Here is a 25,912-nt window from a genome sequence, read left to right as displayed (position 1 = left end):
ACAACTTTTTTGCACTCCTATGGTCTTAGAGTCAATACGGAAGGTTTTAAAATGTATCAATGTCGATTATCATTGATGTTCTGACTCCAAAAGGAATGAGATATCCATGCGTTATAAACTGTTAACTGCTGCTGCACTATCACTCGCATTAATGTCATCAGGTTGTTCAATGATGGAGCGTCTGGTCTATCACCCTGACATTAACCAAGGTAATTACCTGACAGCGAAAGATGTTGCTAAGATACAAAAAGGAATGACTCAGCAACAGGTCGCGTATACTTTGGGCACACCAATGTTAACCGACCCGTTTGGTACTCAAACTTGGTATTATGTTTTCCGCCAAGAGCTTGGTCATGATCCCGTTAAGCAACAAACTTTGACTCTTAGCTTTGACCGTAATGGTATCCTGACTGATATCAAAAATGAGAAGGATCTTTCAGAGCAGGAATCTATGGAAGCAAAAGAAATTGAAAATGCACAGCCAGTATCTGCTGAGCCGGCTTCTAGCAACACTGAAGCTAGTGAACCTGTTTCAGAGCAGCCACAAACCGCAGCTCCCGCGACTAAAAAGATGCTAAGCAAATAAGCTTGTTAACTGATATTCGTTATCCACTTATTTGTTAATTAGCCTTACAATAGCTACCTGTCATCAATATAAAACAGGTAGTTATTGCTGCTTTAGGCTATCTAAAGAATTCTCAAACCTAGCACTAAATTGCGCTGCGATGAATACAATTAGCCACTTAGCCATTCAAAGTACGCACTATCAAAACCAAAAACTCTCAATTTGTTCAATAAAAGCTATTTTTACTGCTGCACTCTATTTGACTGGCATAATGAGTATCGCGTCTTACATTAATACCGTTTAATCCATCAAGGCACTCATCAACAGGTAATAAAAACTCTCAACTTAATGCAATAGTAAGAGTCTCCCCCCTATCCTCTATTACACTAATGTCATTGTCTCTAGTGCTAAGCTCTATTTCATTGGCGTTATTTCGCCAGTGTTCTTCTCATTACCAACAGCGCTTTCATAGAATGCTGTCAATATACTGCGCTTTTGTACTGGCATAATATATGCACCCAGACATGATAATAGCAAAATTCTTTCATTTGGTTGAAAAGATACTGATTAAGCCGTAATACTACCAGCCCGATTAAACCATCCAAAAACAGGCAATAAAAAACCGAGCAAGTACTCGGTTTAATCACAAAAAAGAGAGTTATTTTTTACTATCTTTAGATTTTTCAGCCCGTTTACGGCGTAACTCTTTAGGATCAGCAATAAGAGGCCGATAAATTTCCACTCGGTCACCCTCATTCAACTTATCACTCAGTTTTGCAGGGCGACTATAAATACCCACCTTATTTTTTTTAAGGTCAATATCCGCCCGTAATGCAAGGATACCAGATGCCATTATTGCATCTTCAACTGTAGCACCTTCCATAACCTTAACTGGTAATAGATATTGCTTCTCCGGCAAAGCATAAGTGACTTCAACATTTAGCTCAGACACTATAGATATCCTTCGCTCTCAACGTAAAAGCTTGTACCATGTTATTCGCAAGTTCTTTAAAGATTTTGCCAAATGCAAGTTCAATCAGCTTATTAGTAAACTCAAAATCAAGATGGAATTCTATCTTACAAGCATCTGGGCTTAGAGGTATAAAGCGCCATCCTCCCGTTAGTTTACTAAAAGGCCCTTCAACCAATTGCATATGGATACCCTTGTTATCCTCTAACACATTTTTGGTTACAAAGGTCTTACTGATACCTGCTTTTGAAACCTCAACAGAAGCGGTCATTTCATCATCACTATGACTAATCACCCGACTACCTACACATCCAGGCAAGAAGCTTGGATATGCAATGACATCATTAACAAGTTTATACATTTGTTCCGCGCTAAATGGGACTAACGCAGAGCGACTAATCTGTGGCATATCAATTCCTATCCCCAAAAACTGCCCATATAATACCACTATTGATTGGTTAAACAAAAAACAAAACGGATTAAGCACAATAATTGCACAATCGGCACATTTTTAAACACGGAAAGATTTATTTCACTTCAGCTTACAGTATAATGAACAAACTATGACAAAGAAAAAAGCTTATAAACCTGGTTCGGCAACTATTGCCCTAAACAAACGTGCTCGCCACGAGTATTCTATCGAAGATGAATTCGAGGCTGGCTTGTCCCTACAAGGTTGGGAAGTAAAATCGCTCCGTGCTGGTAAAGCGAACATTGGTGATAGCTATGTCCTGCTTAGGGATGGTGAAGCCTATTTATTTGGTGCGAATATCACACCTTTAAATGTTGCATCCTCTCACGTAGTTTGTGACCCAACACGCAGCAGAAAGTTGTTACTGAACCAACGAGAATTAGACACCCTTTATGGTCGCGTAAACCGTGAAGGTTATACTGTCGTTGCTCTTTCTTTATATTGGAAAAATGCTTGGTGCAAAGTCAAAATTGGCGTTGCAAAAGGTAAAAAAGCACACGACAAACGTTCTGATATTAAAGAACGCGAATGGAAACTAGATAAAGCACGTATAATGAAACATTCTAATCGCTAAGTTCTAGCTTTTTAGAGTATTTTTCTGTTATACTGCACTTAACAACTTGGGGCTGATTCTGGATTCGACGGGATTTGCGAAACCCAAGGTGCATGCCGAGGGGCGGTTGGCCTCGATAAAAGCCGCAAAAAAATAGTCGCAAACGACGAAAACTACGCACTAGCAGCTTAATAACCTGCATAGAGCCCTCTCTCCCTAGCCTCCGCTCTTAGGACGGGGATCAAGAGAGGTCAAACCCAAAAGAGATCGCGTGGATGCCTTGCCTGGGGTTGAAGCGTTAAATTTAATCAGGATAGTTTGTTGGTGGCGTGTCTGTCCGCAGCTGGCAAATGAATTTAAAGACTAGACTAAGCATGTAGTACCGAGGATGTAGAAATTTCGGACGCGGGTTCAACTCCCGCCAGCTCCACCAAATTTGGTGGGTCAGTGATAGGACAACAGGTTTAAAAACAGGAAGTTAGCAAAATCAGTTGGACTAGACACTGGCAACATTAAGACTAGAAAGTGCACGCGAAATGCACGTGCATTTGAAAGCTACTAAAAGCCCACTTCGGTGGGCTTTTTTACTATCTGCTATTCAAAGAGGCACCAATGAAATACTTTTCTGAATGTAACACTCTGGAAAATAGAGCTCTTCAAATTTGGCAAATCCTGATAGGGTTTGCTTATAATAGAAAAATTACTACATATGGTGAAATTGCTGATATTCTGCATTATGACGGTGCTGGAGTTTTAGATCGTCAACTCGGGCACATTCTACACTTCTGCGCCCAAAATAAGCTCCCTCCCCTAACAGTTTTAGTCGTAAACGCTGAAACAGGATTACCTGGTTCTGGTTTCGATACACCAAGCGATTTACATAGTGATAGAGAGTTTGTCTTTAATTACGATTGGTTTAATCTTATCCCTCCAACTCCGTCTGAATTCGCTGAGTCGTGGAAAATTGCAAAACAAAATGGTTATAAAGTGAATTACTAGCGTTGTATTAAAGATAAAAAGAAAGCTTTACCTCTGTAATATTGAAGAGCCAATCTTTTAAGGTTGGCTTTTTTATGTATGATACTTACTGATGATAAAAAATTTTCAGTTTTTAGCTTCACAGTTTTCTTTTAAACGACTAACGCCTCTCTAACGAATCAGCACTTTGATAACTGAGTCTCAAAATCCCCCCAATTACATAACTAAAATTCAGTAATCTGCTTCATTTATCATAGATACGTATTCATATCGCTAATATAATGGATTATAAGGTTTTTTAGTATTCACATGATTTATGTTACTGAGGCTCATAATGCAACAACGTAAAAAGACCGTTCCGATTTTAATTGCACTTATCGTCATACTCGCAATTACTGCTATCGTGTTTAATCGCATGTATATGAAATACAGGCATGAAAACAAAGTATTGCAAAGCACCATTGGTACCGAGACCCTTATCAATAATGGTTTATCATATGAAAAAACCGGTATTGATAAGACGGTCAAAGCGCTATATGAAAATACAGCAAAAGATTGTGGTGCGAACTCACCAGCTTATGAATGTTCAGGTTTAGTTACCCATGGTCTGAGATTGCAAGAACAACAATCACCTTGGTCACACCGACCAATTGATGAAAATAATAGCGTTGCATTCTCTTTTTTACGCAAAGATCATAAATTTTCATCTTCTGCTGACTACGGCAGCGGTATTATTTTCTTCCCTTTAAAATCAATTCCGCAAGGTAAAGATAGCTATACCGTTCTTTGTGCATACCCTGCTGACGGTTCAACGGATGCTAAAAAAACAAATAATTTTGGTTGTGGGCCTTTAGTTGATTCCACAATTAATGATTATTTTTCTAAGGACATTCTTGAAAAAGTTAAAACTATTGGGATTGAAAAAAACTCAGGTAACTGCCTTGATTATGATCTAACCACAGCGCAAAAATGGTTTGATTTTCATGTTAAAAATCATTATTTCCAAGATAAATCTATCATTATGAATATGTTCTCTTGCTCATACCCAATGGCAGGTAATGAAAAGAGTGCAGAATCATTCAGTGTAGTCACTGATATTAGAAAGTTACTCGATGAGAAAGAAGAATATAAACCTAACAACTGGAATAACGAACTACTCGTTGCCGCATGGAATGGCAGTAGACCAGAAACCCTTCCAGTTATGGCTATATTTTATACGATTGGAGAAACCTCAACGTTAAATAATGCGTTGTTATATCAACGTAGTTTCTTTGATAAGACGGGCGAGATCATTCCTCTTGTGGGTATAAAATTCCCTGCAGATAAAAATGATGAAGCGGAATTTGTTGAGTTTGTAAATCAAGTCGATAAATAACATCATACTAAGCGTGCATCTCGTGCACGCTTTTATTTTTAACTAATTCGATACCAGCCCATCAACATGATATAAGCATTTGTTACTGCTAAAGCTGCTCCTGAACCTAAGTTTTCTGTATTCCCTGAATAGGTATGAGAGTGCCCCCCATGTTGAGATGTACTACCACTCCACGTACTTGCTGCATTAAAGATATATTTACGCGACCCCGTATTATTATTCCCAGTATATCCTCCATTACCAGCTCCACCTGCTAAAGAAAATGCCCCCGTTGCATATGAGTATTGCGCGGAGTCGCTTCGCATATACCCAAGCTCACCCGTGATATTCATCGTGCCTCGCGTGTGGTCGTGAGTACCACCGGAAGCCGTTGTACCTGAGAATTTCAATGGAGTAGCAGGGAGATGGTTTTTACTTATAGTCACCGAATCCGAACCACCAGTTGTTAACACATTCGCACCACTCGCTGCTGCTAAACGAATAGTTTTATTTTCGCCGATATACTGCCATTTCGTACCAGGGAATAAGGTATTCGGGTTTTTGTTTTGTGCAAACCACACAACAATGCCAACGGGATAAATGGTATTAAGATTGACTGCATTTTGTAATGCATCGGTGACGGCTTTCTGGCTCATTACGCTCGTTGTTGATGCGCCCGTTGATTGGACGACACTACTTGTATTGAGCTTATTATTAAGCCCGTTATTGAGTGCTGTGTTTGTTGCATAATCCCCCGACGGTTGATAACTCCCCTTAGCTTGGTACCGTGTATCCCCTTCCGCTTTGGTGTAGCTCTCGCCTTTGAGTGCATAATTCCCTGCAGGGGCATAATTGCCCTTAGGTTGATAGTTGGTATCAGACTCGGCTTTCGAATAGCTATAGCCCGCGGCTTGATAACTGCCTTTAGGTTGATATTTACCATCGGTTTCAGCCTTGGTATAGCTATCCCCTTTTAAAGCATAGTCACCTGATGGCTGATAACTGCCTTTTGGCTGATATCGTGTATCCCCTTCGGCCTTCGTATAGCTTTCACCTTTAAGTGCGTAGTTGCCTGCGGGGGCATAGTTGCCTTTGGCTTGATACTTAGTGTCAGATTCGGCTTTAGAATAGCTATAACCTGCCACTTGGTAATTGCCTAATGGCTGGAAGCGCTTGTCAGATTCGGTTTTGTTATACACATTGATATCACCAGCACTTAAATCCGCTTTCAGTTCTTGCCATGCTGTACCTGCGACAGGCTCAACATTGTTATTTTCAATCTTCGACTGCCACGTTTTGTTTTTATGATAAATAATCGCGCGGATTGGATATGGTTTGCCTTCTGCTGCCCACTTAGGGAAACCAAAGCTTTGCAACTCGCCTATCGCTTCCGTGATATCGTGAAACATGCCATTCATTTTTTCGCGTTCGATATCTTTGGCCGCAGGATCAGTTTGTTGGTCACGCTCATAATCGTAACTATAGCCTTGCGTGTAAGACACTGCACCATCGGCTTGCACATCATCAGGAATAGAAGTCCTGTCCCCTTGTGTTGCAAAGGGGATTTTAAAGATTTTTGTCATGAGTTTTAAGCTCCGAAATTACTGCTAAGGAAGTTTTTACGATGTTGACCGTGACCGAAGGCTTTTTTGGTCACGATACGGTATTTGACACCCACACCCGATGGGCGAGGCATAAGATCAAAGTTTTCAAGAAGAACCCGTAAACGTTCGTCCGGGTTGAAATTAAACACATAATACAGATAGGTCATATCGAGCGGATCAAGCACAAACACTTTGCTGTCATCCTGCCAGAAAAACCGCTTAAGGAATTCGTTGATATTGGTCACTGTGGGGCTTTGCGTGAGATTAAAATAACGCATACGCACGATGAGACGTTTTTGGTCGACTGTCAGCGATAAGGTGTAATCGGCATTACGTCGAAAGTTGGCTTTGAAATTGGCATTTTTTTTACCAAAACCAAAGCCGATTTTGGTTTTATCACTCGGAGGAACATCAATTCCCAACGGCACATCAAGAATGCGCGCCCAAATATTCAGCCCAAACTCATTGGCCGTATCGATATTAAACACATCACGGTACCAATCGCGCCAAAACTGGACAGTGGATTGTTCAAAATAGTCCGCTTTGTATTTAGCTAACGCCTTGAGGTTTGCCGCATCTTCATATTGCCAAAGGATCGCCTTTAATAAATCAGAATGAAAATCAAATGATTGAATTTTGATCATACCAGCACCACCTGTACCGCACTGCGTTTGAGCCTTGCCACCTCATTCATTTTGATTTCATAGTTATTTGAAGACCAAGCTTTGCCATCTGTTGAAAGTTCGACGCGTGTAATAAATAAACGAGGCTCAACAGCATTGATACCGGCTGATATTTCGAAAGGTGATACATCGCGCCCCACCACTAAACCACCCTCACCATCGATATCCCCATTTGCCCATGATTCAACCGCGGCGGGAATAATGGTTTGTGCATCGACGGTGGCTTTTTTCACTGTTACTCGGCAGAACAACACAATTTCTTTCGCCCTATCGAATTTAACGGGATAAATTTGGCCGCTGATGTTTTCCAATACGTCAACTTCTTCACGACCGTTAAAGGCGGCGCCAAGGGTTTTTGTGCGCAGTAGCGAACGAGCAATTGCCTCTTTATCGCCGCCTTCAACACACACATAAATGCTATGGGGCACTAACGTGATCCCATCAAACATCATCGGTTGGTCAGTGTAGTTTTCTCTATACGCTAACGAACGCACACCTTCTAACTCATACAGTGCCGAAGTAATTGCTTCTCCCACACTGACGGTGTTTTTGGCTAACGTCTGCTTGCGTCGTCGCCTTGATTGTAGGTCTGATTCGGCATCTCGACCCAACACCGCATTGCTGGGGTTATGAACGGTTTCCCAACCTAATACCGAACTGGCCACTTTATTGAGTTGGCCCACACCGCACTCAATCGCGCCCGTTTCAATAGCACGCATATCCCCAGTGACTGAGCCATCTTTGCCAATAATTAAAGTCTTGGTGGTTTCGAATAAATCACCATTCAGCGTGGCAGCTTGTGATCCCTTGGGAATAATGGTCTCGGCAATACCCGTGAATTTCACCTGTGATAAAAAGGAGTGAGTCGCATCAAAACGCTGCCCGCCCATTAAGGCCCATATTGCATCAAGGAAAATACCACCGGCTAAATCGGGGTTAATTTGATTGGCCAATTCAGCATTGTTGCGCACAACGGCGTCCCGATTTTCAACCTCCATGGTGATCAATGCGCCTTGCGGGGTTTCGGGGTTAACATCCAGTTGCTGGCCAAAGACACTTTTAAATTCGTTTTCAACGTCATCACGTAAGGTGCTGGTATCTGGCACAATCACACCCTGTGATGTGAGATATTGATAATCAGCCATTCAAGCTTATCTCCCCATAAATGGTTTGGATCACCGCGGTATAGTTCAGCGAGTTATCCGCGATTAATGCCGAAAATGACACCACCGATATCACATCATCCAACTCACGTATTCGGTCACGAAACGCCGCTTCAAATAACGGAATGTCCGCCTGTCTCCCAAAGGTGGTTTTCCAGTAAGGAATCCCCATATCGAGTTTATGCAGCATTTCACCACGGAGTGCTTTGACGTAATGCTCACAACGGTTTTTCGATGCCCGTTCACCACTCACAAGAGCTAAATTTCCACTGTTCCCCAAATGGATATCGTTATTGTTGTTTACATCAAAAGTTATCATATGGGTTCTCCTGTATTGCTATCACCTCGTTGAATGCCATTGTGTTTATGCGTTGAGCCGATATCTTTACCGTTGTGCTTCATCGTGCCTCCGTTTGAATCACTGTTACCGTTTACGGCCTGATTACCATTAACCGTAACATTGCCGTTAAACGTGGTTTCGGGCACATTAACTTCAAGAACGGGCGAATCTAAAACCGCTTTACCCTCGTGTAATGACAAACACACGGAGCCATCCATGGACTGGATCACCAAGGCATCGGCGTTTTTACCATCAATTAGCCAGCCTTTCAGGGTGTCGGGGTAAAACATCGCATCGCTAAAGGTATGTAACCGTGCTGTATTGGGCTCATCCTCCAAACCGCCACGCTGAAAGATTAAACTGATGTCACGGTCATTGGCTTTGAGCCAACCAAAGTCTCCTGGTTTAATTGGCATACGGATAAAAAAGCCGCCGCCGCCAAAACGAAAAACGGGAATATTCGCTACCGCCGCACGCCCGACTTTTTGCCCTTGTGTTGACACCATCATGACGAGTGGCTTGATCACAGCGCGGTTAGTTTTATCGTCATAGCTCACCACCGTCGCGGGGAGCATGTCGTCAATATTCATCAATAAGCTACGAAATGCAGCCATAAACTGCCCTGCCAAGCTGCCTTCGCTAGCAATATCACTGTTGGGTTGGTTCATGGTTTACACTCGTTTGCAGGTCGCTTGATAAAAGAAAGGATCGTCGTGAGAGGCAATATCGAACTTAAGTTGTTCGATAATGTAGTCGCCATTTAAGGCAGGATTAAACTGACTTTCAAGGCGTAACATGCCGCCTAATGATGACTCGCTATCAATTAAATAAGTGACGTCGACACCTTTTTCCGTGGCTTTCGGTATCCCTACCATGCCCGATTTTTGGTTAAGAATTCGCAAGCGGCCACTTAACGCTTTATCCTGGTCTTTCACATATAACATATCGTCGTCGATAAACGCCTTCACATTGCCCGCATCTTGCAGTCGCTCGACTTGTTTCAAAGCAGGACCACAAAAATACCAATTGGCAATATTTTTATCGGTGGCTTGAAAGTCCAATTTAACCCCGCAATCCTGTGCAATGTTCTTGGCCAGTTCGCTCATTTTGCTTATGGCACTACCCGATGAAGAAACGATGTCACGCGCGGTTGTGTTGTTGGTTTTCGCTTTTAAGGTCAATGTCACATCGGGCGGTGAGGCGATTTCTGCACTAACAATATCGCCCACATAAATGCGAAAAACACCCGTACTGGCGCGTCCCGCTTCGACAATTAAACGGTGCGGTTTCTTCGCTTGAGTATAAGGGCTGGTTTCGGTCAGCAACATATTGCGCGTTGTCGCATTGAGGCCATCGATATTGACCGTGCATTCATTCTGCAGGGGATTGGCATATTTAGTGCCACTGGCTCGAATTCGCAGCCCCTCATACCATTGCAGTCGCCCATTAACTTCAATGCCTAATCGGATACGGCGTAAATCAATCATCTTCCCCCCACCAAACAAGACTGTGCGATTGGCCAAATTGCTCCCACCACGGCAGCTCATCATTCTCAGTGATAAAGGCAAAATTACCGTTACCTGATAAATAGCGGTAAGGGATCAACGGTTGATTGGGCATTATGCGGAGCCCTTGGAGCAAAGTGACATCATTGCGTTTGACGTCACAACACATTGTTGCTCGCGCCACTTTAATCGTCAGCTCCCACTCGTCACCGCCAAGGCTCACGCGCAAACGTTGATTAGGTACGGCATTTAAAGGGATCTCTTGCATAGGTCACCACCCTAACGTAAATTCACCGTCAGCAATTTTGGTTGCTGCCGATTTTTTCTTTTTGTCCGGTACCGTGGACGTTTGCACTTTCCCGCGATTCACCGTGCTCGATTGCTCTTTTTTTGCCACCTTGCGGGGCGGTAGGTCGCCATATTCGGGCTCAACCGTTCGCCACTCACTAAAGCGAAGTGACAATTTAATTGCATCGGCCATCTCAGGAATTTCATCGTGATAGAGATTCACTAACAGCATCGGCTGGTAGGTTTTCACCCGCGTTTGAATGCCCACTAGCTGGTGTTTATCATAAGCTTGCTGTAGGGTTTCAAAGGCGCTTTTCATTTCGCCAGCTAAAATTAAATCCATACCAATTTCAACGGGCTGAACTACCACATGGTCACTGCGTGTTTCCCCCGACTCAACGGTAAACTGTGTTGCTTTGTGTTCGTCACGCACGTTAATTTGAATTGGATTGGCCGTTTCAAATAACGTCGAAAAGTTATCGACATTGAAGATTTTCACCTCGGTGATCATTTGCTTACCCCCGAACTGGTTTGATGGGCTAAATCTTGTAGCTGGGATTGCAACGCATCTTTTGTGCCACTGGCCATGCCTTGCGCATCCGTCGCTTGGGTTTCCACTTTGATTTCCCCTATGGATAGATTGGTTTCATTGGTGGTACTGGATTGATTACTGATGGCTTGGCTGGTCATCGGGTTGATTGGATTAGCTGACATGCCATTAATTTGTTGGCTCAGCCCTTTTACTAACAACGCAGTATCTTCTTCAGATAACGTGGGCTGTTCGGGGATTTGGTGCTCTATCGTGCCGCCAGTCGTGATTTTGCGTTCAACCGTTTGAGTCACTTGTGCATCCTCAAAACCAAACCACCCTTTGACAGTACTCCAGCCCTTTTTAATCGCCTCTAAACCGTCATTAATCCAACCTAAATACTGTTTGATTTGCGCCCATAGCCACTTAAAAATCCCTACAACGGCATCAGAAGCCACCGTAAAGACCCCTTCAAATTGCTTGCCCCAATCCGCTAAATCCTGAATAAACCCCGTAAGCCATGTCCATAACTGCTTGCCACCATCAACAATAAAGTTAAAAGCTGACACTGCCACATCGGCAACGACCTGAGACAAGGCGATGACAAAATCAAAGAAGGCTTTAAAGGCTTCCCACAGCGCAATAATGACCGCTTTAAGTTCGGGGTATTCATCCAAAATACGGCCTATCATCGAATCATTGCCGTCAATAAAGTTCATGATATCGTCATAGACTAAGGCAAACGCCGCAGCCAGTAAGGCAATAACCGCGATAATCGCCAAGATGGGCCATGTTGCGGCTAACGTAGCCGCTGCCGCCGATAACATGGCAGGCACATAAAACACCGCAATAGCCGAACCTATCGCAATAAAGAACCCCACAATGAGCGACTTGTTTTCTTTGCAAAAGCTCACAAAACGGTTAATCCACTCTAGCCCTTTGGTTAAAATCGGGATCACCATTTCTAAGAAGCTGTTTTTCAGTAAGCCTGATGATTGCTTAAAGCCTTGCATGGCTTTGTTGAATTTGATGGATTGTTCAATACTCTCTTTGTTGATGCCTGAGTATTCTTTTTGAATGCCCATCATGCGCTCGAGCTCTTTGCGGCCGTTCATCATCAGCTCGACGGTTTTATCATCCGTCACGCCCAGCCCTGCAAGCGTTGCCTTGGCTTTGTCGAACTTCATGCCCTGCACTTTATCTGCAGTCTGAAGCACTTTTTCCATGGTGTTTTTCGCAAAACCAAACGATTTGGCCATCGCAGATAAATCCGCTTGCGCCGCATCACGCGTACCGCCCAGTTCAGCCATTGATCCCGCGAAAGCGTCCACATCGGCAGTCGCTACATTGATTTTTTTACCCAGTTTGTTGAGAGTTTCAATATCAGCCGAACGTGAAATTGACTCCCCCACCAAGGCAGTCGCCCCCATCAATAAGCCAACCGCCCCCAATGCCTTTTTGGCAAACGACATGACCGTATTACCAGCTTGCTGGTATTTGGTTTCGGTATTCTCAAGGGCCTTTTGCACGGATTGCTGTGCTTTAATTTCACTGGTCGCCGCTTCAATTCCCTTCACTTTCATCGTGTCCACAAGGCGAATTAACTCGCTGTAATTACCTTGCAGTGCCTGAATAATGGCGTTGGACAATTGCTTTGCGGTGATACCTTGGTGTTCGGCTAACGTGAGGTCGGTGACACCTTGATTAAGTTGAATGACGTCTTGCTGCAGTGCCTGGTAGTTTGCATCGAGCTTGCCCAAAACAACCTGAGTGGATTGCATGCCTGCATCAGATATTGAGCGCTGTACCTCAAGGTTGGCCATCGAATCTGTTACTGTCTCTAATTGTGTTTTAACCGAGCCTGTTTGGGCAATAACCTCATCTGCATTAGTGACAAAATCAATCGAATGTTCAACTGATAAACCTTGCACCGATTGCCGTAAGTCTACCATCACACGTTCAATTTCTGCGACGCCATCGGCCGTGGTAGTCGGGATTTTTTGCAGCTCGTTAATATACTCACTGACCGAGCCTTTGACCTGTTCTAATACGTTTTTTTGGTCACCCACCGATAACGAGCCGAGGTCATTTTTCAGTTGGCTGATTTCAGCTTGCAGTGATTGCCCCCACTCCCCTAGCGCATCCCCCGCGGAGCCCCAAGCAACGTCTGCATTTTGCCGCTGCTCATCCAATGCGCTTAATGATGAGCTCACTGCATCTAACCTATCCACGATGTGGCTTGTCTCGGCATTGACCTCGCTGGCATTGGTGGTAAACAAAATGGCATGTTCGGTCGACAGCCCCTGCAGTGATTGCCAAAGCTCCGTCATTACACTCCCGATGGTCAGTGAACTTTGCTGCGCCGCCTGTTGGGTTTGTTTCATGCCATCAATAATGTCATCGGTCGAACGTTGCACCTTTTTAAATGCCCCATCCGCTTGCCTTGTATCAAACTCAAAGACCTGCACAAAGGTATCCATTAATGACATTAGCGATCCTTTGAAGCCGCAAGGGCTTCGTTATAACGGTTAGTGATGGCAATTTCCCACAGGTCCATTGCTTCTTCTAAATCTATTGAGGTTTTGAGTTCGGTGAAGGTGGCGAGGCGTTCGCTGACTATGACGGCAAAGAACCCATCAGCGTTTTTATAATCGACGGGAGTGAACCGCTTACCTTGCTGAGCAGGTAATGGAGGAAGCCTGAGTTCCCGTCGCCCCCGAAAAAACTGGTGTTGTACTTCAACATTTCCAACTCTAAGCGGATCAACGATTCGCCATCAGGCACATGGTTATCAATAAGTGTTTGTGTTTTAAGGGAGATTTCTTCACCATCGATAGTGACACACACATAGGCCATCATTTTCAGCATGGCCTCTTTACTCACTTCGTAGTCACCGATTTTCGGGGCATTGGATAACGGGTATTTCGCTAAGATTTCACGCCCAACTGTCGCGGGTAGGCGACTAATAATGAATAATTTTTCAACGCCATCAACGTCTTTAATAGCCACTTCTTTAGGTTTTATAAGCATGGTTAACACCGATAAAAAAGGCGGGAACCCCCGCCAGAAATTGAAATAAATTAACGGATACGCGTACTGTCGAAATCCTGAAACACAAAGGTATAGGCTTTGGATTTCAAACGCCCTGCAGAGGCGGCAGAATTGCCACGACTGCCATTGGTAATTTTGCCGTTACGCGCCGTGACCGTTGAACCATCACCGTAAGAGGCGACAAAGGTAATAATATCCCTTGTGTGTCGGCGCCCTTTTTTCGCGGTATTCGCCTCGAGCAAAATCGACAAGTTTTGATCTTCTTCACTGCCAGCCAATACGTTAATCGTGACGGTTTGTGGTGTCGGTGTGGACCAACTCACCAAGTTACCGTTAATGTCCATACCGGTTTGTGCAATATCGACAGCCGGTAAATCCAGTGGGTCAGCATCGTCAGCAAAGGCGGTAATTAAAATCCCAGTGGGAAAGGTTTTGCTGGCTTGAATGGTAAAACTCAAGCCAGTTGCAGAGATATCATGCATGTTCTACTCCTAGACTAAATTATGAGAGCCTTCGACTTTGCGAACCCAATCGCCTTTGCCATAAATCAGCACGTATTTCATGACATACTCAGGCAAGTCGCTTTCACCCGTATTTTCAACAATCTGCGCGTTATACCAATAGCCTTTATCCTGTACGTCATACCAAGCAAGGTCATCGCCGGATGCATCTGCAATGGCGAGCTTTTGCACGTCGCTCAGCGTTTTACCCGCTAAAATCGTGCCGTTATTAATCGCTTTGGTGACCGCACCGGCAATCACCATCAACGCACGCGCTTCACCGTCCTTATTCGCTGGAACACCCCGTGTGGCCAACAACACGTTAAACCACTGCTGAGCAATATAGGCTTTTAGCCATTGCTCATTGGCGTGCACGCTCATATCCAGCGGATTAGACGGACCACCACATAAGAAGCCTCGCTGATAGAAACGAATTTGCGAGCCAGCTATCGCGGTTTCACCGTAATAGTTCACGCGAAGCTTATCGAATCGGTCAGCGGCTTTATCCGTGGTCACTTGCGCAGGGAACGTCACACCTAACTGACGAAACATGTAGTTTGTCGTGGCGTTGGTTCGGTCATAATCCGTCGCCGCCATAACGGCCATGGGTAAGGTTTGAATAAAATAGTTGGTATCTGTTTTGAGGTTTAACCCCACAGAAGCGGTTCCCATCAATGCTGCGCTAAAATCTTCAACCTGCTTTTCGCTCACGCGAATGTGCAACTGGTATTTGACGTTTTCACCGGAAACATACTGCGCCAGTGGCACTGCTTGCTCTAACGTCAGTTCATCCAAAAATGTCGCACTGCCGAATGAATCGGAGACTTGCTCGGCAACCATAAAGGCTTCCAGCGGCGTTTGTGCAGGGTTACCTTCAGATGCGGTACCGGAAGACAGCCCCATGGCATTGGCTAGCACCGAATATTCAACACTAATGGATGCGCGTTCTTGCACACCACCACTCAGCTCAAAGGCGCTATCGAGTGAGTTAAACGTCAAGTAGCTACTGGAAAATTGCGGTTCCCTTTCTGCATTGAGCTTTGCTTGAATGGTGGACGCAATATCCGCATAGGACTTCGCTTCTGACAAATCAATGTCTTTGTAGCTTTTAGTGACGGTACCAATCGTGACGGAGAGCGTCCCATCCGCAATGATTTTTAAATCTGCTAATGCGGCAGCTTTGGTACCAAATAGCGTAGGCGCTCGGCCGACAGGTTCAAAAGACGCAATTTGCAGCTCTTTAGGCTTGCTCACGGGTGCGGGGCTGACATAGCTAAAATATTGTCGTGCAAAGTGGGCTTCGGGAGAATCAACACCCAGTAAATCATCAACCTGACCACTGGCGAACTCTAAAACTTTACCTGCAGGTATTTTCGGGTTAGTGGAAAATAAGCGGCCGGTTAATTTACGCATCGGGACAGCAGACGCGCCAATAACCGCCGATGCGATATCAACGTATCGAGTTTGTTTAATTGGCATAATAAAACCTTATATGCGGTGGATATCAGGATAGAGCGCGCTTATGGCAGCTGTATCAGGGAAAAGAGAGCGTTTAAACGTCACATTAAAATCAAACGAGGGGTTTTGTTCGTAGTTGCCTTGGTCATTAATAAAGTAAGGCTGGCGAACGGATGTTGCCCGTTGCACACCAATACCTTGCTTTCTCAATGTGGTCACAAAAGGCAGTGAATTGACAACCATTCGGGCAATGGCGGTAATATCATTGGCGGTATACGGGCCTAATTGGGTAATGAATGCCTGAACTTGGTACGTTTTTTCCGATAATTGGTTTTCTTGGTGATTGGCAATATTGCCTTGGACATTGTAATGGCGACCTTGCCAGCCATGACCATTTTCATTGATGGAAAAGAACATCACCATATTATCTTCACGGCCTTGCTTGGTGGATTGAAAACCCGCTTTCACAGGGATATCAATACCCACTTCGGCCAGCTGCCGTAATAGCTGTTTGCGAATGGCAATATCAACGTCATTATCCGTCATAAGCACCCACCTCGATACAAATTACCGATTTCCAGCCGTCCTGCTCATACCAATCCGCATCCCCCATCACATCGTATTTTTTACCATTAATAACAAGGAAATCAGGAGACGTACCGCGCTGAATGCCTTTGATATCATGGGAGGTATAAAAACGGCGATAGATAGAGCTTGAATCAAAGCCCATTGATTGTGCATCTTGGGTATCGACTGCTTGCCAACTCCCCCGAATATCCACTGGCTCATAATATTGGTTTTGGTCATGCCCTCGCTCATCGGGCGTTCGGCCTTTAAAACGAAACCACTGGGCTGTTTGCTGAGGAATATAGCGGGAAGCGATACGGTGTAAATTTCCGAACATTACTTATCCTCCACGGTAAAACTGACGGCCTGTAACATCTGCCCTGTATCCACTAAGGGCTTATTGGTTGATTTCCCTTTGCTATGGCGACGCGCTCTGGCTTTTACTGTTGAATCATCCAAGGCAGGTGTGGTTACCGCTTTAATGGCCAGTTTCACATCCCCAGCCGCTTTTGCCCCCACTTGGGTTAGCCCATCAGTAACAGAGATATTGCCAACGGCCGCTGCTTTGGCCACACGGAAAATTAACTGGCCATACTCTGTTTTTTTATCGCTCATTGTTGGGCGAAAAAACGAACGGGGAGGTATGCCACCTGCGGGGTAACCCAACTCTTGAATGGCAGCGATATAGGCAATGGGCGTACCATCGGGATACTTCGAGTGTTCAAAGAAACCCACTTTCAATCGTTTCTTGGCTAACTCATCATAGACTTTTTTCAACTGAACTAATTTCGTCATTAACGTAACCGCCCCCCTCGTGTGAACCGGCCACCCACACCGCGAAAGGCTGAACGTTCACCGGCTCCACCAATATATTGCGGTACGCTACAGCGCTTAATGAGTGCTAAGAACTGTTGGCCATAGGTGGTCATTTTGAACCAGTGTGACCAATCAGAACCCGCAGGGGGCGCAGAGAATGACACGCTGACTTTATCGATGGTCACACTAGTCACAACACCGGTTGGGGATTCATCATCCGCAATCCACTTTCGCAGTGATAGCATATGAGCAACAACCAACATCCACAGTTCGTTAGTACATACGCCCCTGCAGGGAGAAAAGTAATTTAAGGCAGATTGAGCAATAATATAAATGTCATCATCACTCACACCATTAAACGATGGATAGAGCACACGAAATGACGTTAGGGGAAATGTGCTCGTCTCCATCATTATTTACCCTTTTTGTTGGTTTTAGGGACTTCCTGTTTTTCTGCTTCCAAAGATTCCACGGTATCTGGCGCTGACTTATCGCTAGCCTCCATATTGGTAGCCACTTTTTCAGGATCTTCTTTGCGGTTTTCAACGCTAATAAACCCGTTTTCTTTGTGTAACTGAAAAACGTGGTTATCTTTAAGCTGGGCGTATTGCTCATCACTGATTTCCGTAACGCGCCCACGCGGGGTATACATATGCTTGGTCATGATATTGGCTTGACCTGCAATAAACACTTTGCCATCCGTGACCGAGTAGTTTTGATCGTTGGATAACGTGCAGTAGACATAGAGAGACATGGTTTTCTCCAATAAAAAAGCCCTCATTTGAGGGCGTAAAAAAGGAAGTGGTCAGGTTAAATGCCAGTTAGGCGGGTGATAGCCCAAGGGCGCGTGACAAAGACACCCGCGGTTGCGTTGGTCGCATCCTCTAAATACCCTTTTATTTGCGCTTGCGAGCCCAGTAATTGGTACTTAACAGGCACCACTTGTAAGATGGTCGCGCTGGTTGCAGTTGAGCCATCATCAATGGTATCCGCAAACATATACGCCACATCCGCACCACCATTCGCCCCGACAAATTCAGGTGAGAACACAAAGCGCAGATTTGGATAGTTCTCTTTCACCCATTGATACACCGTTTCACCACGCGCCACAGGGTTAGCGACATTTAGCGTTGAACGGTAGCCTAACGGTAACGTCAATGTGATCGCGATATCGTCTTTGATAATCCCACCTGAACTCATTTCAATGCGCGAGAACATATCGGTAATATCTTGGGTGATATCGGCAAACGTGCCGCCCTTCCATTTTTTCGATGCGGTTTCATAAGCCGGTAGATTCGGTTCATTCATCAAGCCAAATACACGTGTTTCAGGGCTATTAAACCCATAGTAACCAATCCGCTCACGCCCTTGCTCTAAAGATTCCGTCGCTGAATTACGTTTTTCCGCAGCGGCTTCAAACCCAGCTGCAGACTGGCGCGCTTCCTCTAACTTACCGACTTGAAAACCTTGTTCAAAACGCACGATACCGCGACGTTCTTGGTCTTGAATGTAAGATGCTAACGGCACGTTGGTATGGTCGCCGTAAAGTTCAGCCTTACCGGTTGGTGTAGCCACGTTCAGAATGATTTCCTCATCGTGCCATTCGCCGGCATTCAATACACCGGTGATTTCATCCAACACACGAACACGGGTTGCGGTGCGAATGAGACCAGGAAGGACGTGTTGCAACATTTCACGCTGAATTAACCCACCTTGCATGGCTGCGCCCGTGATAGCGGAGTCCATCGACGCCAAACCGCCAAAACCAATTTGCTCAAGCTCGCGATACGTCCACTGTTGGTTAGGTTGGATATTAAGTTGGCCATGCTTACGAATATCGCGGCCAGACATATAAAACTTTTGCTTACTAACTGGCATTATTCACCTTCCTTTACTGCCGCTGGATATGGGATTTCTGTTAAGCGAATAACGCTCAAATGGGCTGATTCACTGGATTCAACGTGACGACTAACAAAACCAATCACGCGGTCGCCAGCAGCAGGAACAAGCTTGGATGAAAGTGAGCCGTCCGTTTCATCAAAGACAACTGGCGCATTGATCTTACCTACCCCTTCTTTGAGTTCGACATACACCTCACCCATCGCCAAAAATTCACCTTGAGTGCCATTGCGTGCATAGTTCACTTCAATACGATACGCTTTCGGGTTAATCATGATCCCCGCAAATGCGCCCTTGCCACCCACTTGCACAGATTCAATAGAATCATCTTTGTAGGTGTAAGCCCGACCGAAGATATTTTGTTTTTCATCCGCTGAGCTGAGAATGGCGGCAACGGCACGAATAGGCCCTGCATGGCTGATTTCACCCACTACGCCAGACGTTAAGCCATGCACCACTGATTTAGGAATTGCCATTATTTCGCTCCCCATTTATCCATAATTGATTGATTGCTAACCGCAGAGTCCATCGTCACCGTGGCTTTCTGTGAATCTGGTACTCGCCCTTGCATCCACGCATCGAGTGCAATGGCTTCATTGCCCTTGCCACATTGAATGCCGAGCTTATCAACGCCATACTCCGCCACTTGTTGCTTAGTCATGGCGGCATGGTCAAATACGCCAAGGAATGGGGTCAGCTTATGGGCTAACGAATCACGCTCGCCGATTTGCTTTAGCAGCAATCCAGTGTCCATGGTGGGCTTTGATGCTTCCAAACGCTTAATCTTGCGCTTTAAGGATGCAATCTCATCCATCGTACTGATGCTGTTTTTCAAGCGTTTGAGTCGACGATTTAAGCTATCCGTGGTCGCTTGGTCGAGATGCTCCTTAGCTTCTTCGATGGCTTCGACAGCTGTCTCAATTGCCACCTCTGCCGCTTCTACGGCTTCAGGTGTACCGGTTGTAGCTTCTTCCGCTGCAACTTCGGCGGCTGCCACGGCTTCTTCCGCTTTTTGTTCTTCCTCAGGATCAGCGTCAGTGGATTTCTTTTCTTCTTCCAGTTCTTCATCGGTTGAAGACTGAGTTTGTGCAATCACCTCTGCAATAATGCTTTTCAGCGCAGTGACTTGCTCCGCTGTAAACGCACCTTCATCAGTGGTTTGCTTCTCTTTGTTTTCTTCTTCGTTCATGCGAATAAGTTCCTTTGTGTCGATAGTGATAACGAGGTGATCTTGCACAGCGACGTCAGGGCCGGTTCGCCCTTCATCGACTAATGCGAGGTGATTTCCACGTAGGTGACGCTGAATAACGTCATAGTGTTGGCCTTCATAAATGCCAGAGGTAAATTCATATTTACTGCGATAACCAGGGGAGAGGTCGATTTTGCCGCTGTCGATATTGCTGAGCGCCACATCCGAAAATATTTTGATATTGGCTCTAAGATACGGCGGGTCAAAATAGACATTCTCACCAATCACCCCTTGGATACCTTTTTTCTCCGCTGGGGTCGCATGCTTGCCTAACATTTCATGTTCAATAATGAACGGGGTGAGTTTGAAAGAGTTAATTGTCGCTTCGCTGGCCAGTTCTTCTGGTGGCCGCAATACGCGATAGATTTTATCGGGTACCGGCGCACCAATTTCTGCCCCCAAATAATCAAAAACCCCAACTTTAGAGATGGGGTTATCTGTCACTTCGAGCCAGCCATTGTTGTCATAGGTTCGTTTTGTCATGTCTCCTCGCCGCTTTCTTCCCCACTAAAATCGATAACAGGCGTCCAAAAGCATTTGCAGTTAGGTAATTGACCCGGCAATCCACGCTCACCTGTTTTTGGGTCAATAATTGGCGGGTTGTCTAAATCAAATACTTTGCCATCCAGCTGTAGATGCCATTCTCTCGGCTCTGCACTTCCCCCCGAGTGGTGCCAGATGGCTTTACGAATACCCGCTGATTTCATGCGCTCATAGTTTGCCGCAGTCGTGATTTTTCGCGTTTGGTCAACGGCGATAAAATTCGCTCGGCTCTCTGTCACACTGCCTGTATGCCTGATTTCATCTAATAAGGTTTTCGCACCCTCGCCCCCTTGTGAGATAGAGCGCAGGGCAGCACTTTCGATACGTTGATGAAATTGGCTAGGGATGGATTTAATCAGGGAAACATTTTCAGCCGTAGCGGCTATCATTCGGTCTTTTAACGCATCAGGCATTGCAGGGGTTTTAATCGTAATGCCACCGGAAAGCTGTTTAAGGGAATCGTCTAAATTACGCTGCGCACCGATATCGACTTGGGAAACAAACTTATCGGCTATGGCGCTAGACTGCGTATTAAAGATTTTATCCCACTTGCGTTTTAACCGATTGAGCCAAATCCGTGTTTGACTCGCAATGCTGGCATCCATTGTGGCGCCGTCAAAATCATTACTCAATTCACTAAATACGTTTTCATAGTCTTTAATCATTGAGTTGATTAGTTGTGACATGTCACGTTGATAACGGCTAGATGGCGCTGCTGAGTACTGTAGTGGCTTGCCCTTCAACACCGCTTGGCGAGAGGTTGCCCACTTCGCCTTTTTCGTTCGGACTCGTATTCGTCTCGACATAGTCACTCTCGTTCACATCAATGCCGTAATAGCTCGACTCTTTATCTGCTGCCAATTTTTTACGGATATCCAGCCCATCAATTGCGCCCGTAGCCGCTAGAGCCGCGTCCGTCTGAGCTGATTTCAACTCAATATCGGCACTCTCTGCCGCCGTTGGGCTATCGAGTGGCGCCCACGTCACCGATATTTCAGTCAAGGGTAGTTCTTCGCTACGCATCAACATGTCGTAATGACGCTGCAAAAGTTCTTCTAAGTCGTTTGATTGGACGCTTTCTAGCTCTTCGCGGTAGTTCGACTCTTCATACTCACCCGTCGCATTAAAGCCCTTTGGCGTGGTACCGAGTAACTTAGTGGCAGGTACGTTTGCTGCTGCAGCCACCAGCTGGTATTGCGTCATAATGGTGGCGTCTAAATCCGCTAACGAGGTGTCGAACTGCTGTGCAACGTCCTCTTTCCCCATCACCTGCACACCATAGTTATCGCGCATCTCCATAAAATAAAGCATGTTTTCCTGAATGGTGTTCTTATCTGCACCTTCAGGGTCTGCCATACCGATAGTCAATAACCGTTTGGTCATGGCCAATTGTGGCGCTTCATTGGCTGTCCGTTCTGACGCATAGACCCGTTCATAAATACGCTCTGGCACGGATACGCCGAAATAGTTATACAGCGGCTTCAGCACGTTAGGCACGGGGAACGGGACAAACTTAATAAAGTGCGATTTGTGATATTTGCGACCCGCAATCACATAATAGGTTGGGTCGTAAAAGTCCATGCTGGCAGGGTCTTGAATGTTGGAGTCGGTTAAATCAGGCGTTACCCATTGCGGGTCAATTTGCTTGATCCCCTTGTACATCCCTTTAGTCACACCATCGAGATTAAAGGGGTTTTCATACCATTCTTTCGGGTTTGATGTCTCTACAACAAACAGTGCCAATCGACCACCATACACGCGCCCAAAGTGAATAAGCTCTTTCAAATGATGCTGTATACGGTACTTTTTATCGCGCTTGCGTAGCTTCTTGCTGATAGCACTGTCATCGTCATTATCGCAATCAATATCATACCCTTGGCGAATAGCATCACGGGCAGGCATATTACAGGCCTTATCCACCAGCCAATGTTTCGCAATGATGGCGCACATATTGTTGCCAATAAACATTTGGCTCGCATACCAAGCCGCTTGCGATTCGGGTACGCCATAAACTTGCTCACCCTTAAATGAAGGAACGGAAGTATCAATGCTATCCATCCCCACACCGTTAATCATCGGCTGCGGTAATGCTAACCCGTTAAACCCATTCTCTTTTGCTAATGCAGGATACAAATCTGTGGTAAATGCTGACCGCTTCGGCGGCGCAATCTGCTCTGCAATTTTTCGCCTTTTAAACGGCCACATAGAATTACCTCTTGGTTGTGAAAAAACCGCCTTTTTTCTTCTGGTATAAATCACGTAGCGCCTGCGTCATCGCATCCACCGTATCGTCATGACCAGCGAATGGGAACGTGGTAATTTCCTCTACGGTTTCCACTATCCACGGCGCAATATCTTTGTGCGGTAGCCACACGTTACCCGCCTCCCATTCAGCGGTGCAGGCATGAGCACGTGCGATTTTGCTACCATCGGGCTCAACAGGAATTAAGCCTGATACCGATGATTTAAGAGAGTCGATAACTGCAGGGCCATTAGCTTTATCCTCCACCAGCTTACGGCGCCCTTCAGGGAATTTTTCCGCTAGCAGCTTCACAGCATCCTTAGTTTGGGTGAAGCTCATGCGTTTTCGGATTTGATAGAGTAAATAGGCATTGGCATCTTTCTTACCCCAAACCTGCCCCACTACATAGTCGGTACCGTCGCTGTCTTTAAAGGTCATATCCCAACTATGAATAACCTTATCGAATTTATCCGGTAGGTCTTTAGGTAAGTAGTAGCGAACAAACTCTTCGTGGAAGATTTGACCGTCACCCGGCTTCGGTGACTGTTGATACATCGCAGACCAGAAGTAATCACCCAGTATTGCTTTGGTTTCCAACAGTTTATCAATGGGATGAAGTTCAGGTACCAACGCTTCCCCTTGCTCATTAATGGCAGGGAATGCAAGTACCTTGGTTTCAGGGGCTTTTTCTTTTAATTGGCCAGATAAATCATCGGTCGCCCACCGCGTGGCCATGATGATTTCACCGCTGTTTTTTGATAAACGGGTCTTAAAGGTCGAAACGTACCAGTTCCAAATCGACTTTTTAACCGTCGGACTAAGTGCTTCTTTCGAGTTCTTTATCGGGTCATCAATAATACCAAGGTCAACTTTCTTACCCGTTAATGGGCCACTGACACCCGCACACACATAGCTGCCTTTGTGATTGGCAATGCCGAACTCGTCAGAGTTACGTTTAACAGCAATGCCATTTTCAGGCTTGTTGCCTAACCAGCTCTTAGGAAACAAGGCACGATATTCAGCTGACATCATAATCCGCTGAACATCGGTGTTCATATCACCGGCTAAATCAGACGAATACGACAGCGCCCCAACGCGCATGTTCGGGTATTTACCAAAGAAGTAAGCAGGAAGATAGCGGGAAACAATATCAGACTTTCCATGCTGTGGCGGCGCACCCAATATTAATTTAGGGCGCTTTCCGTTCATCATATCAACCAAGAACTGGTCGAGCGCATCACACACCGTTTGAGAGAAATGGCTCGTGATGTATTCAGGGTTTATGTACTGAATGAATTCATGCAAACTACGGCGCGCTATCTCCCTTTCGATCTCTTCATCAAACAAGCTGAAATCGATATTCATAGCCACACCTAAAATGGAATAAATAGCCCTTTCACCTCAAAATGATAGTGAAATGGAAAATAAGTTTTTGATAACAAATTAGCAACAAATAAAAAGCCTAAATTCAGGAAGAAGATTTAGACTTTTATAAGTTTGAGGTGACATTTTAATTGAGTTGAAAAGTCGCAGGGCATGTAAGAGCCATTATGTTAAATATAGGCAGTAACGAAGAAATTATCAGCTAATCTTTTTCACTTCATGAGGTAGTGCTTTTCTATCTATCCATGTTCCCCGAACATCAGCAATAAATGGCCTAAATCTATCGCTATTAATATGCTGCAAAATGCTCTGAATGTGTTTACTTTCGATATCATGGCCTTTGGCAAAATTAAGCCTCGGTCTATATAAAAATAAACGTACACCTGATTCAACAACACTATAATCCTTAGATAGCACAGAGCCAAAACACAACATAGTCCCAAAAACAAAATAGCCGTCGTATTTACGCACTCGCATTACGATATGAAAATCATAATCAACACCTTTAATTTCTAGAACTTGCGCATTAGTACCATCGAAATTGAAACCATAAATTCCGTTGTACTTATCGGTTTCATATGTATGCCACTCATACGTTATTTGGTCTACTTTTACCTTTTGCATATCCATGCTTCCATTTTTCCACATGGGTATGTTATATCACTTTTGGACTTTTTCTCTCAATTGTATAAGCTGCTCAAAACTCAAATGACTTAAATCGATACCTGTTGATTGAATAGGCCCACCATCAGCACCTGTAATCTCAGTCTTGTTCTTAACCATCCCTAAATGCTGTGCAACCATTTTAAGCGCATCGTCTTGATTACGAGTGATCACCTCGACACCAAACTTACCCTCTTTCACCCCAGCGAATAAACGACGAGCTGCTCCAGTTAAATCGCGTGTATCATGAAAATGCGCATGACCAATACCAAAACCATTACAGCGTGGGCAATCAGGATTTGGGTCAAGTGAATTGTCATAACCGTAACCGCCATTGTCATTTGGTATCTTTTGTTTCTTAGCCCTAGCCTCAGTAACTGCATCTTCATACTCTATCGCATCGCGCCACTGATGATTGAAACCAAATCCCCAGCAATGACGACAACACAACCGACGATATTCCGTTAGCTCGTTAACGTCTGCAGTTGCGATATCCCACCACATTTTTAATACGGCATCTTGGGTTATTTCAGTCCG

31 protein-coding genes and 1 other RNA gene are annotated in these 25,912 nt (G+C 45.0%); 5 read left to right on the top strand and 27 right to left on the bottom strand.

All coding sequences use genetic code 11. The features are described 5' to 3' along the window. The first annotated feature begins 106 nt into the window (after positions 1 to 106). Positions 107 to 586: an outer membrane protein assembly factor BamE gene (gene bamE / locus PSE69_RS05050; RefSeq protein WP_004921543.1), complete on the top strand. Its 480-nt coding sequence runs from the start codon at positions 107 to 109 to the stop codon at positions 584 to 586. 637 nt (positions 587 to 1,223) lie between these two features. Here bamE and PSE69_RS05045 read toward each other — a convergent pair. After that, positions 1,224 to 1,517, bottom strand: a complete 294-nt coding sequence (locus tag PSE69_RS05045; RefSeq protein ID WP_004921549.1) for an RnfH family protein — start codon at positions 1,515 to 1,517, stop codon at positions 1,224 to 1,226. Continuing rightward, the gene (locus tag PSE69_RS05040) at positions 1,510 to 1,944 is read right to left on the bottom strand and encodes a type II toxin-antitoxin system RatA family toxin (RefSeq protein ID WP_014656346.1); all 435 of its coding nucleotides are present in this window, start codon (positions 1,942 to 1,944) and stop codon (positions 1,510 to 1,512) included. Before PSE69_RS05040 ends, PSE69_RS05045 begins: the two co-directional genes overlap by 8 nt. A gap of 154 nt (positions 1,945 to 2,098) precedes the next feature. Between PSE69_RS05040 and smpB the strand changes: the two genes are divergently transcribed. From smpB to PSE69_RS05020, 4 genes are all read left to right on the top strand, one after another. Continuing rightward, the gene (gene smpB / locus PSE69_RS05035; RefSeq protein WP_004921558.1) at positions 2,099 to 2,581 is read left to right on the top strand and encodes an SsrA-binding protein SmpB; all 483 of its coding nucleotides are present in this window, start codon (positions 2,099 to 2,101) and stop codon (positions 2,579 to 2,581) included. Positions 2,582 to 2,629: 48 nt separating this feature from the next. After that, positions 2,630 to 2,993, top strand: a transfer-messenger RNA (tmRNA) gene (gene ssrA / locus PSE69_RS05030). Between the two features lie 179 nt (positions 2,994 to 3,172). Next, a complete protein-coding gene (locus tag PSE69_RS05025; RefSeq protein ID WP_248466732.1) occupies positions 3,173 to 3,559 on the top strand; it encodes a hypothetical protein in 387 nt (128 codons plus the stop codon). A 313-nt stretch (positions 3,560 to 3,872) separates the two neighbouring features. Continuing rightward, on the top strand, positions 3,873 to 4,913 hold the full coding sequence (locus PSE69_RS05020) for a hypothetical protein (RefSeq protein ID WP_272675134.1): 1,041 nt from the start codon (positions 3,873 to 3,875) through the stop codon (positions 4,911 to 4,913). 38 nt (positions 4,914 to 4,951) lie between these two features. On the opposite strand, the gene PSE69_RS19850 is transcribed toward PSE69_RS05020, so the two are convergent. The 25 genes from PSE69_RS19850 to PSE69_RS04895 all read right to left on the bottom strand — a co-directional run. Next, a complete protein-coding gene (locus tag PSE69_RS19850; RefSeq protein WP_272675132.1) occupies positions 4,952 to 6,475 on the bottom strand; it encodes a phage baseplate protein in 1,524 nt (507 codons plus the stop codon). Between the two features lie 5 nt (positions 6,476 to 6,480). Next, a complete protein-coding gene (locus tag PSE69_RS05010) occupies positions 6,481 to 7,140 on the bottom strand; it encodes a DUF2612 domain-containing protein (RefSeq protein ID WP_068445348.1) in 660 nt (219 codons plus the stop codon). Continuing rightward, entirely contained in the window at positions 7,137 to 8,324 is a 1,188-nt protein-coding gene (locus PSE69_RS05005) for a baseplate J/gp47 family protein (protein WP_272675130.1), read from the bottom strand. The genes PSE69_RS05010 and PSE69_RS05005 overlap by 4 nt, the downstream gene beginning before the upstream one ends. After that, a complete protein-coding gene (locus PSE69_RS05000; protein ID WP_272675128.1) occupies positions 8,317 to 8,661 on the bottom strand; it encodes a hypothetical protein in 345 nt (114 codons plus the stop codon). Before PSE69_RS05000 ends, PSE69_RS05005 begins: the two co-directional genes overlap by 8 nt. Continuing rightward, complete coding sequence (locus PSE69_RS04995; protein ID WP_068445354.1) at positions 8,658 to 9,350, bottom strand: Gp138 family membrane-puncturing spike protein; 693 nt, start codon at positions 9,348 to 9,350, stop codon at positions 8,658 to 8,660. Before PSE69_RS04995 ends, PSE69_RS05000 begins: the two co-directional genes overlap by 4 nt. A 3-nt stretch (positions 9,351 to 9,353) precedes the next feature. Continuing rightward, positions 9,354 to 10,169, bottom strand: coding sequence for a baseplate hub protein (locus PSE69_RS04990; RefSeq protein WP_272675166.1), 816 nt, complete (start codon positions 10,167 to 10,169; stop codon positions 9,354 to 9,356). Beyond that, complete coding sequence (locus tag PSE69_RS04985; protein WP_272675125.1) at positions 10,162 to 10,455, bottom strand: phage baseplate plug family protein; 294 nt, start codon at positions 10,453 to 10,455, stop codon at positions 10,162 to 10,164. Before PSE69_RS04985 ends, PSE69_RS04990 begins: the two co-directional genes overlap by 8 nt. 3 nt (positions 10,456 to 10,458) lie before the next feature. Continuing rightward, a complete protein-coding gene (locus PSE69_RS04980) occupies positions 10,459 to 10,986 on the bottom strand; it encodes a phage baseplate protein (RefSeq protein ID WP_181468530.1) in 528 nt (175 codons plus the stop codon). Beyond that, complete coding sequence (locus PSE69_RS04975) at positions 10,983 to 13,493, bottom strand: hypothetical protein (RefSeq protein ID WP_272675123.1); 2,511 nt, start codon at positions 13,491 to 13,493, stop codon at positions 10,983 to 10,985. Before PSE69_RS04975 ends, PSE69_RS04980 begins: the two co-directional genes overlap by 4 nt. Before the next feature lie 127 nt (positions 13,494 to 13,620). Next, complete coding sequence (locus tag PSE69_RS04970; RefSeq protein WP_272675120.1) at positions 13,621 to 14,034, bottom strand: hypothetical protein; 414 nt, start codon at positions 14,032 to 14,034, stop codon at positions 13,621 to 13,623. 50 nt (positions 14,035 to 14,084) lie between these two features. Next, the gene (locus PSE69_RS04965) at positions 14,085 to 14,537 is read right to left on the bottom strand and encodes a phage tail fiber protein (RefSeq protein WP_272675118.1); all 453 of its coding nucleotides are present in this window, start codon (positions 14,535 to 14,537) and stop codon (positions 14,085 to 14,087) included. A 9-nt stretch (positions 14,538 to 14,546) separates the two neighbouring features. Then, complete coding sequence (locus PSE69_RS04960) at positions 14,547 to 16,034, bottom strand: DUF3383 domain-containing protein (RefSeq protein ID WP_272675116.1); 1,488 nt, start codon at positions 16,032 to 16,034, stop codon at positions 14,547 to 14,549. 9 nt (positions 16,035 to 16,043) lie between these two features. Next, a complete protein-coding gene (locus PSE69_RS04955) occupies positions 16,044 to 16,559 on the bottom strand; it encodes a phage gateway protein (RefSeq protein ID WP_272675114.1) in 516 nt (171 codons plus the stop codon). Continuing rightward, positions 16,549 to 16,917, bottom strand: a complete 369-nt coding sequence (locus PSE69_RS04950; RefSeq protein WP_272675113.1) for a phage collar protein — start codon at positions 16,915 to 16,917, stop codon at positions 16,549 to 16,551. The genes PSE69_RS04955 and PSE69_RS04950 overlap by 11 nt, the downstream gene beginning before the upstream one ends. Next, entirely contained in the window at positions 16,917 to 17,375 is a 459-nt protein-coding gene (locus PSE69_RS04945; RefSeq protein ID WP_272675112.1) for a hypothetical protein, read from the bottom strand. The genes PSE69_RS04950 and PSE69_RS04945 overlap by 1 nt, the downstream gene beginning before the upstream one ends. After that, positions 17,375 to 17,806 (bottom strand): DUF4054 domain-containing protein, encoded by a 432-nt coding sequence (locus PSE69_RS04940; protein WP_082787590.1) that lies wholly within the window; start codon positions 17,804 to 17,806, stop codon positions 17,375 to 17,377. The genes PSE69_RS04945 and PSE69_RS04940 overlap by 1 nt, the downstream gene beginning before the upstream one ends. 2 nt (positions 17,807 to 17,808) lie before the next feature. Next, positions 17,809 to 18,150 carry a hypothetical protein gene (locus PSE69_RS04935; protein WP_109911392.1) on the bottom strand — a complete coding sequence of 114 codons (342 nt, stop codon included), beginning with the start codon at positions 18,148 to 18,150 and terminating at the stop codon, positions 17,809 to 17,811. Positions 18,151 to 18,206: 56 nt separating this feature from the next. Beyond that, on the bottom strand, positions 18,207 to 19,274 hold the full coding sequence (locus PSE69_RS04930; protein WP_042844781.1) for a major capsid family protein: 1,068 nt from the start codon (positions 19,272 to 19,274) through the stop codon (positions 18,207 to 18,209). Further along, positions 19,274 to 19,771, bottom strand: coding sequence for a structural cement protein Gp24 (locus PSE69_RS04925; RefSeq protein ID WP_272675109.1), 498 nt, complete (start codon positions 19,769 to 19,771; stop codon positions 19,274 to 19,276). Before PSE69_RS04925 ends, PSE69_RS04930 begins: the two co-directional genes overlap by 1 nt. After that, entirely contained in the window at positions 19,771 to 21,027 is a 1,257-nt protein-coding gene (locus PSE69_RS04920; RefSeq protein ID WP_272675108.1) for a DUF2213 domain-containing protein, read from the bottom strand. Before PSE69_RS04920 ends, PSE69_RS04925 begins: the two co-directional genes overlap by 1 nt. After that, positions 21,024 to 21,752, bottom strand: a complete 729-nt coding sequence (locus tag PSE69_RS04915) for a phage head morphogenesis protein (protein WP_336298901.1) — start codon at positions 21,750 to 21,752, stop codon at positions 21,024 to 21,026. The genes PSE69_RS04920 and PSE69_RS04915 overlap by 4 nt, the downstream gene beginning before the upstream one ends. Positions 21,753 to 21,789: 37 nt before the next feature. Beyond that, on the bottom strand, positions 21,790 to 23,292 hold the full coding sequence (locus PSE69_RS04910) for a phage portal protein (protein WP_272675105.1): 1,503 nt from the start codon (positions 23,290 to 23,292) through the stop codon (positions 21,790 to 21,792). Positions 23,293 to 23,296: 4 nt separating this feature from the next. Continuing rightward, positions 23,297 to 24,694, bottom strand: coding sequence for a phage terminase large subunit (gene terL, locus PSE69_RS04905; RefSeq protein WP_272675104.1), 1,398 nt, complete (start codon positions 24,692 to 24,694; stop codon positions 23,297 to 23,299). 216 nt (positions 24,695 to 24,910) lie between these two features. Further along, entirely contained in the window at positions 24,911 to 25,342 is a 432-nt protein-coding gene (locus tag PSE69_RS04900; protein ID WP_272675103.1) for a hypothetical protein, read from the bottom strand. 30 nt (positions 25,343 to 25,372) lie between these two features. Next, a partial coding sequence (locus PSE69_RS04895; protein WP_272675101.1) for a terminase small subunit occupies positions 25,373 to 25,912 on the bottom strand: 540 nt, incomplete at its 5' end.

It is taken from the genome of Providencia sp. PROV122 (genome assembly GCF_028482365.1).
Lineage (GTDB): Bacteria > Pseudomonadota > Gammaproteobacteria > Enterobacterales > Enterobacteriaceae > Providencia > Providencia stuartii.
The sequence above is the reverse complement of the archived record's forward strand: the minus strand, read 5'-3'. Positions and strand labels throughout refer to the sequence as shown.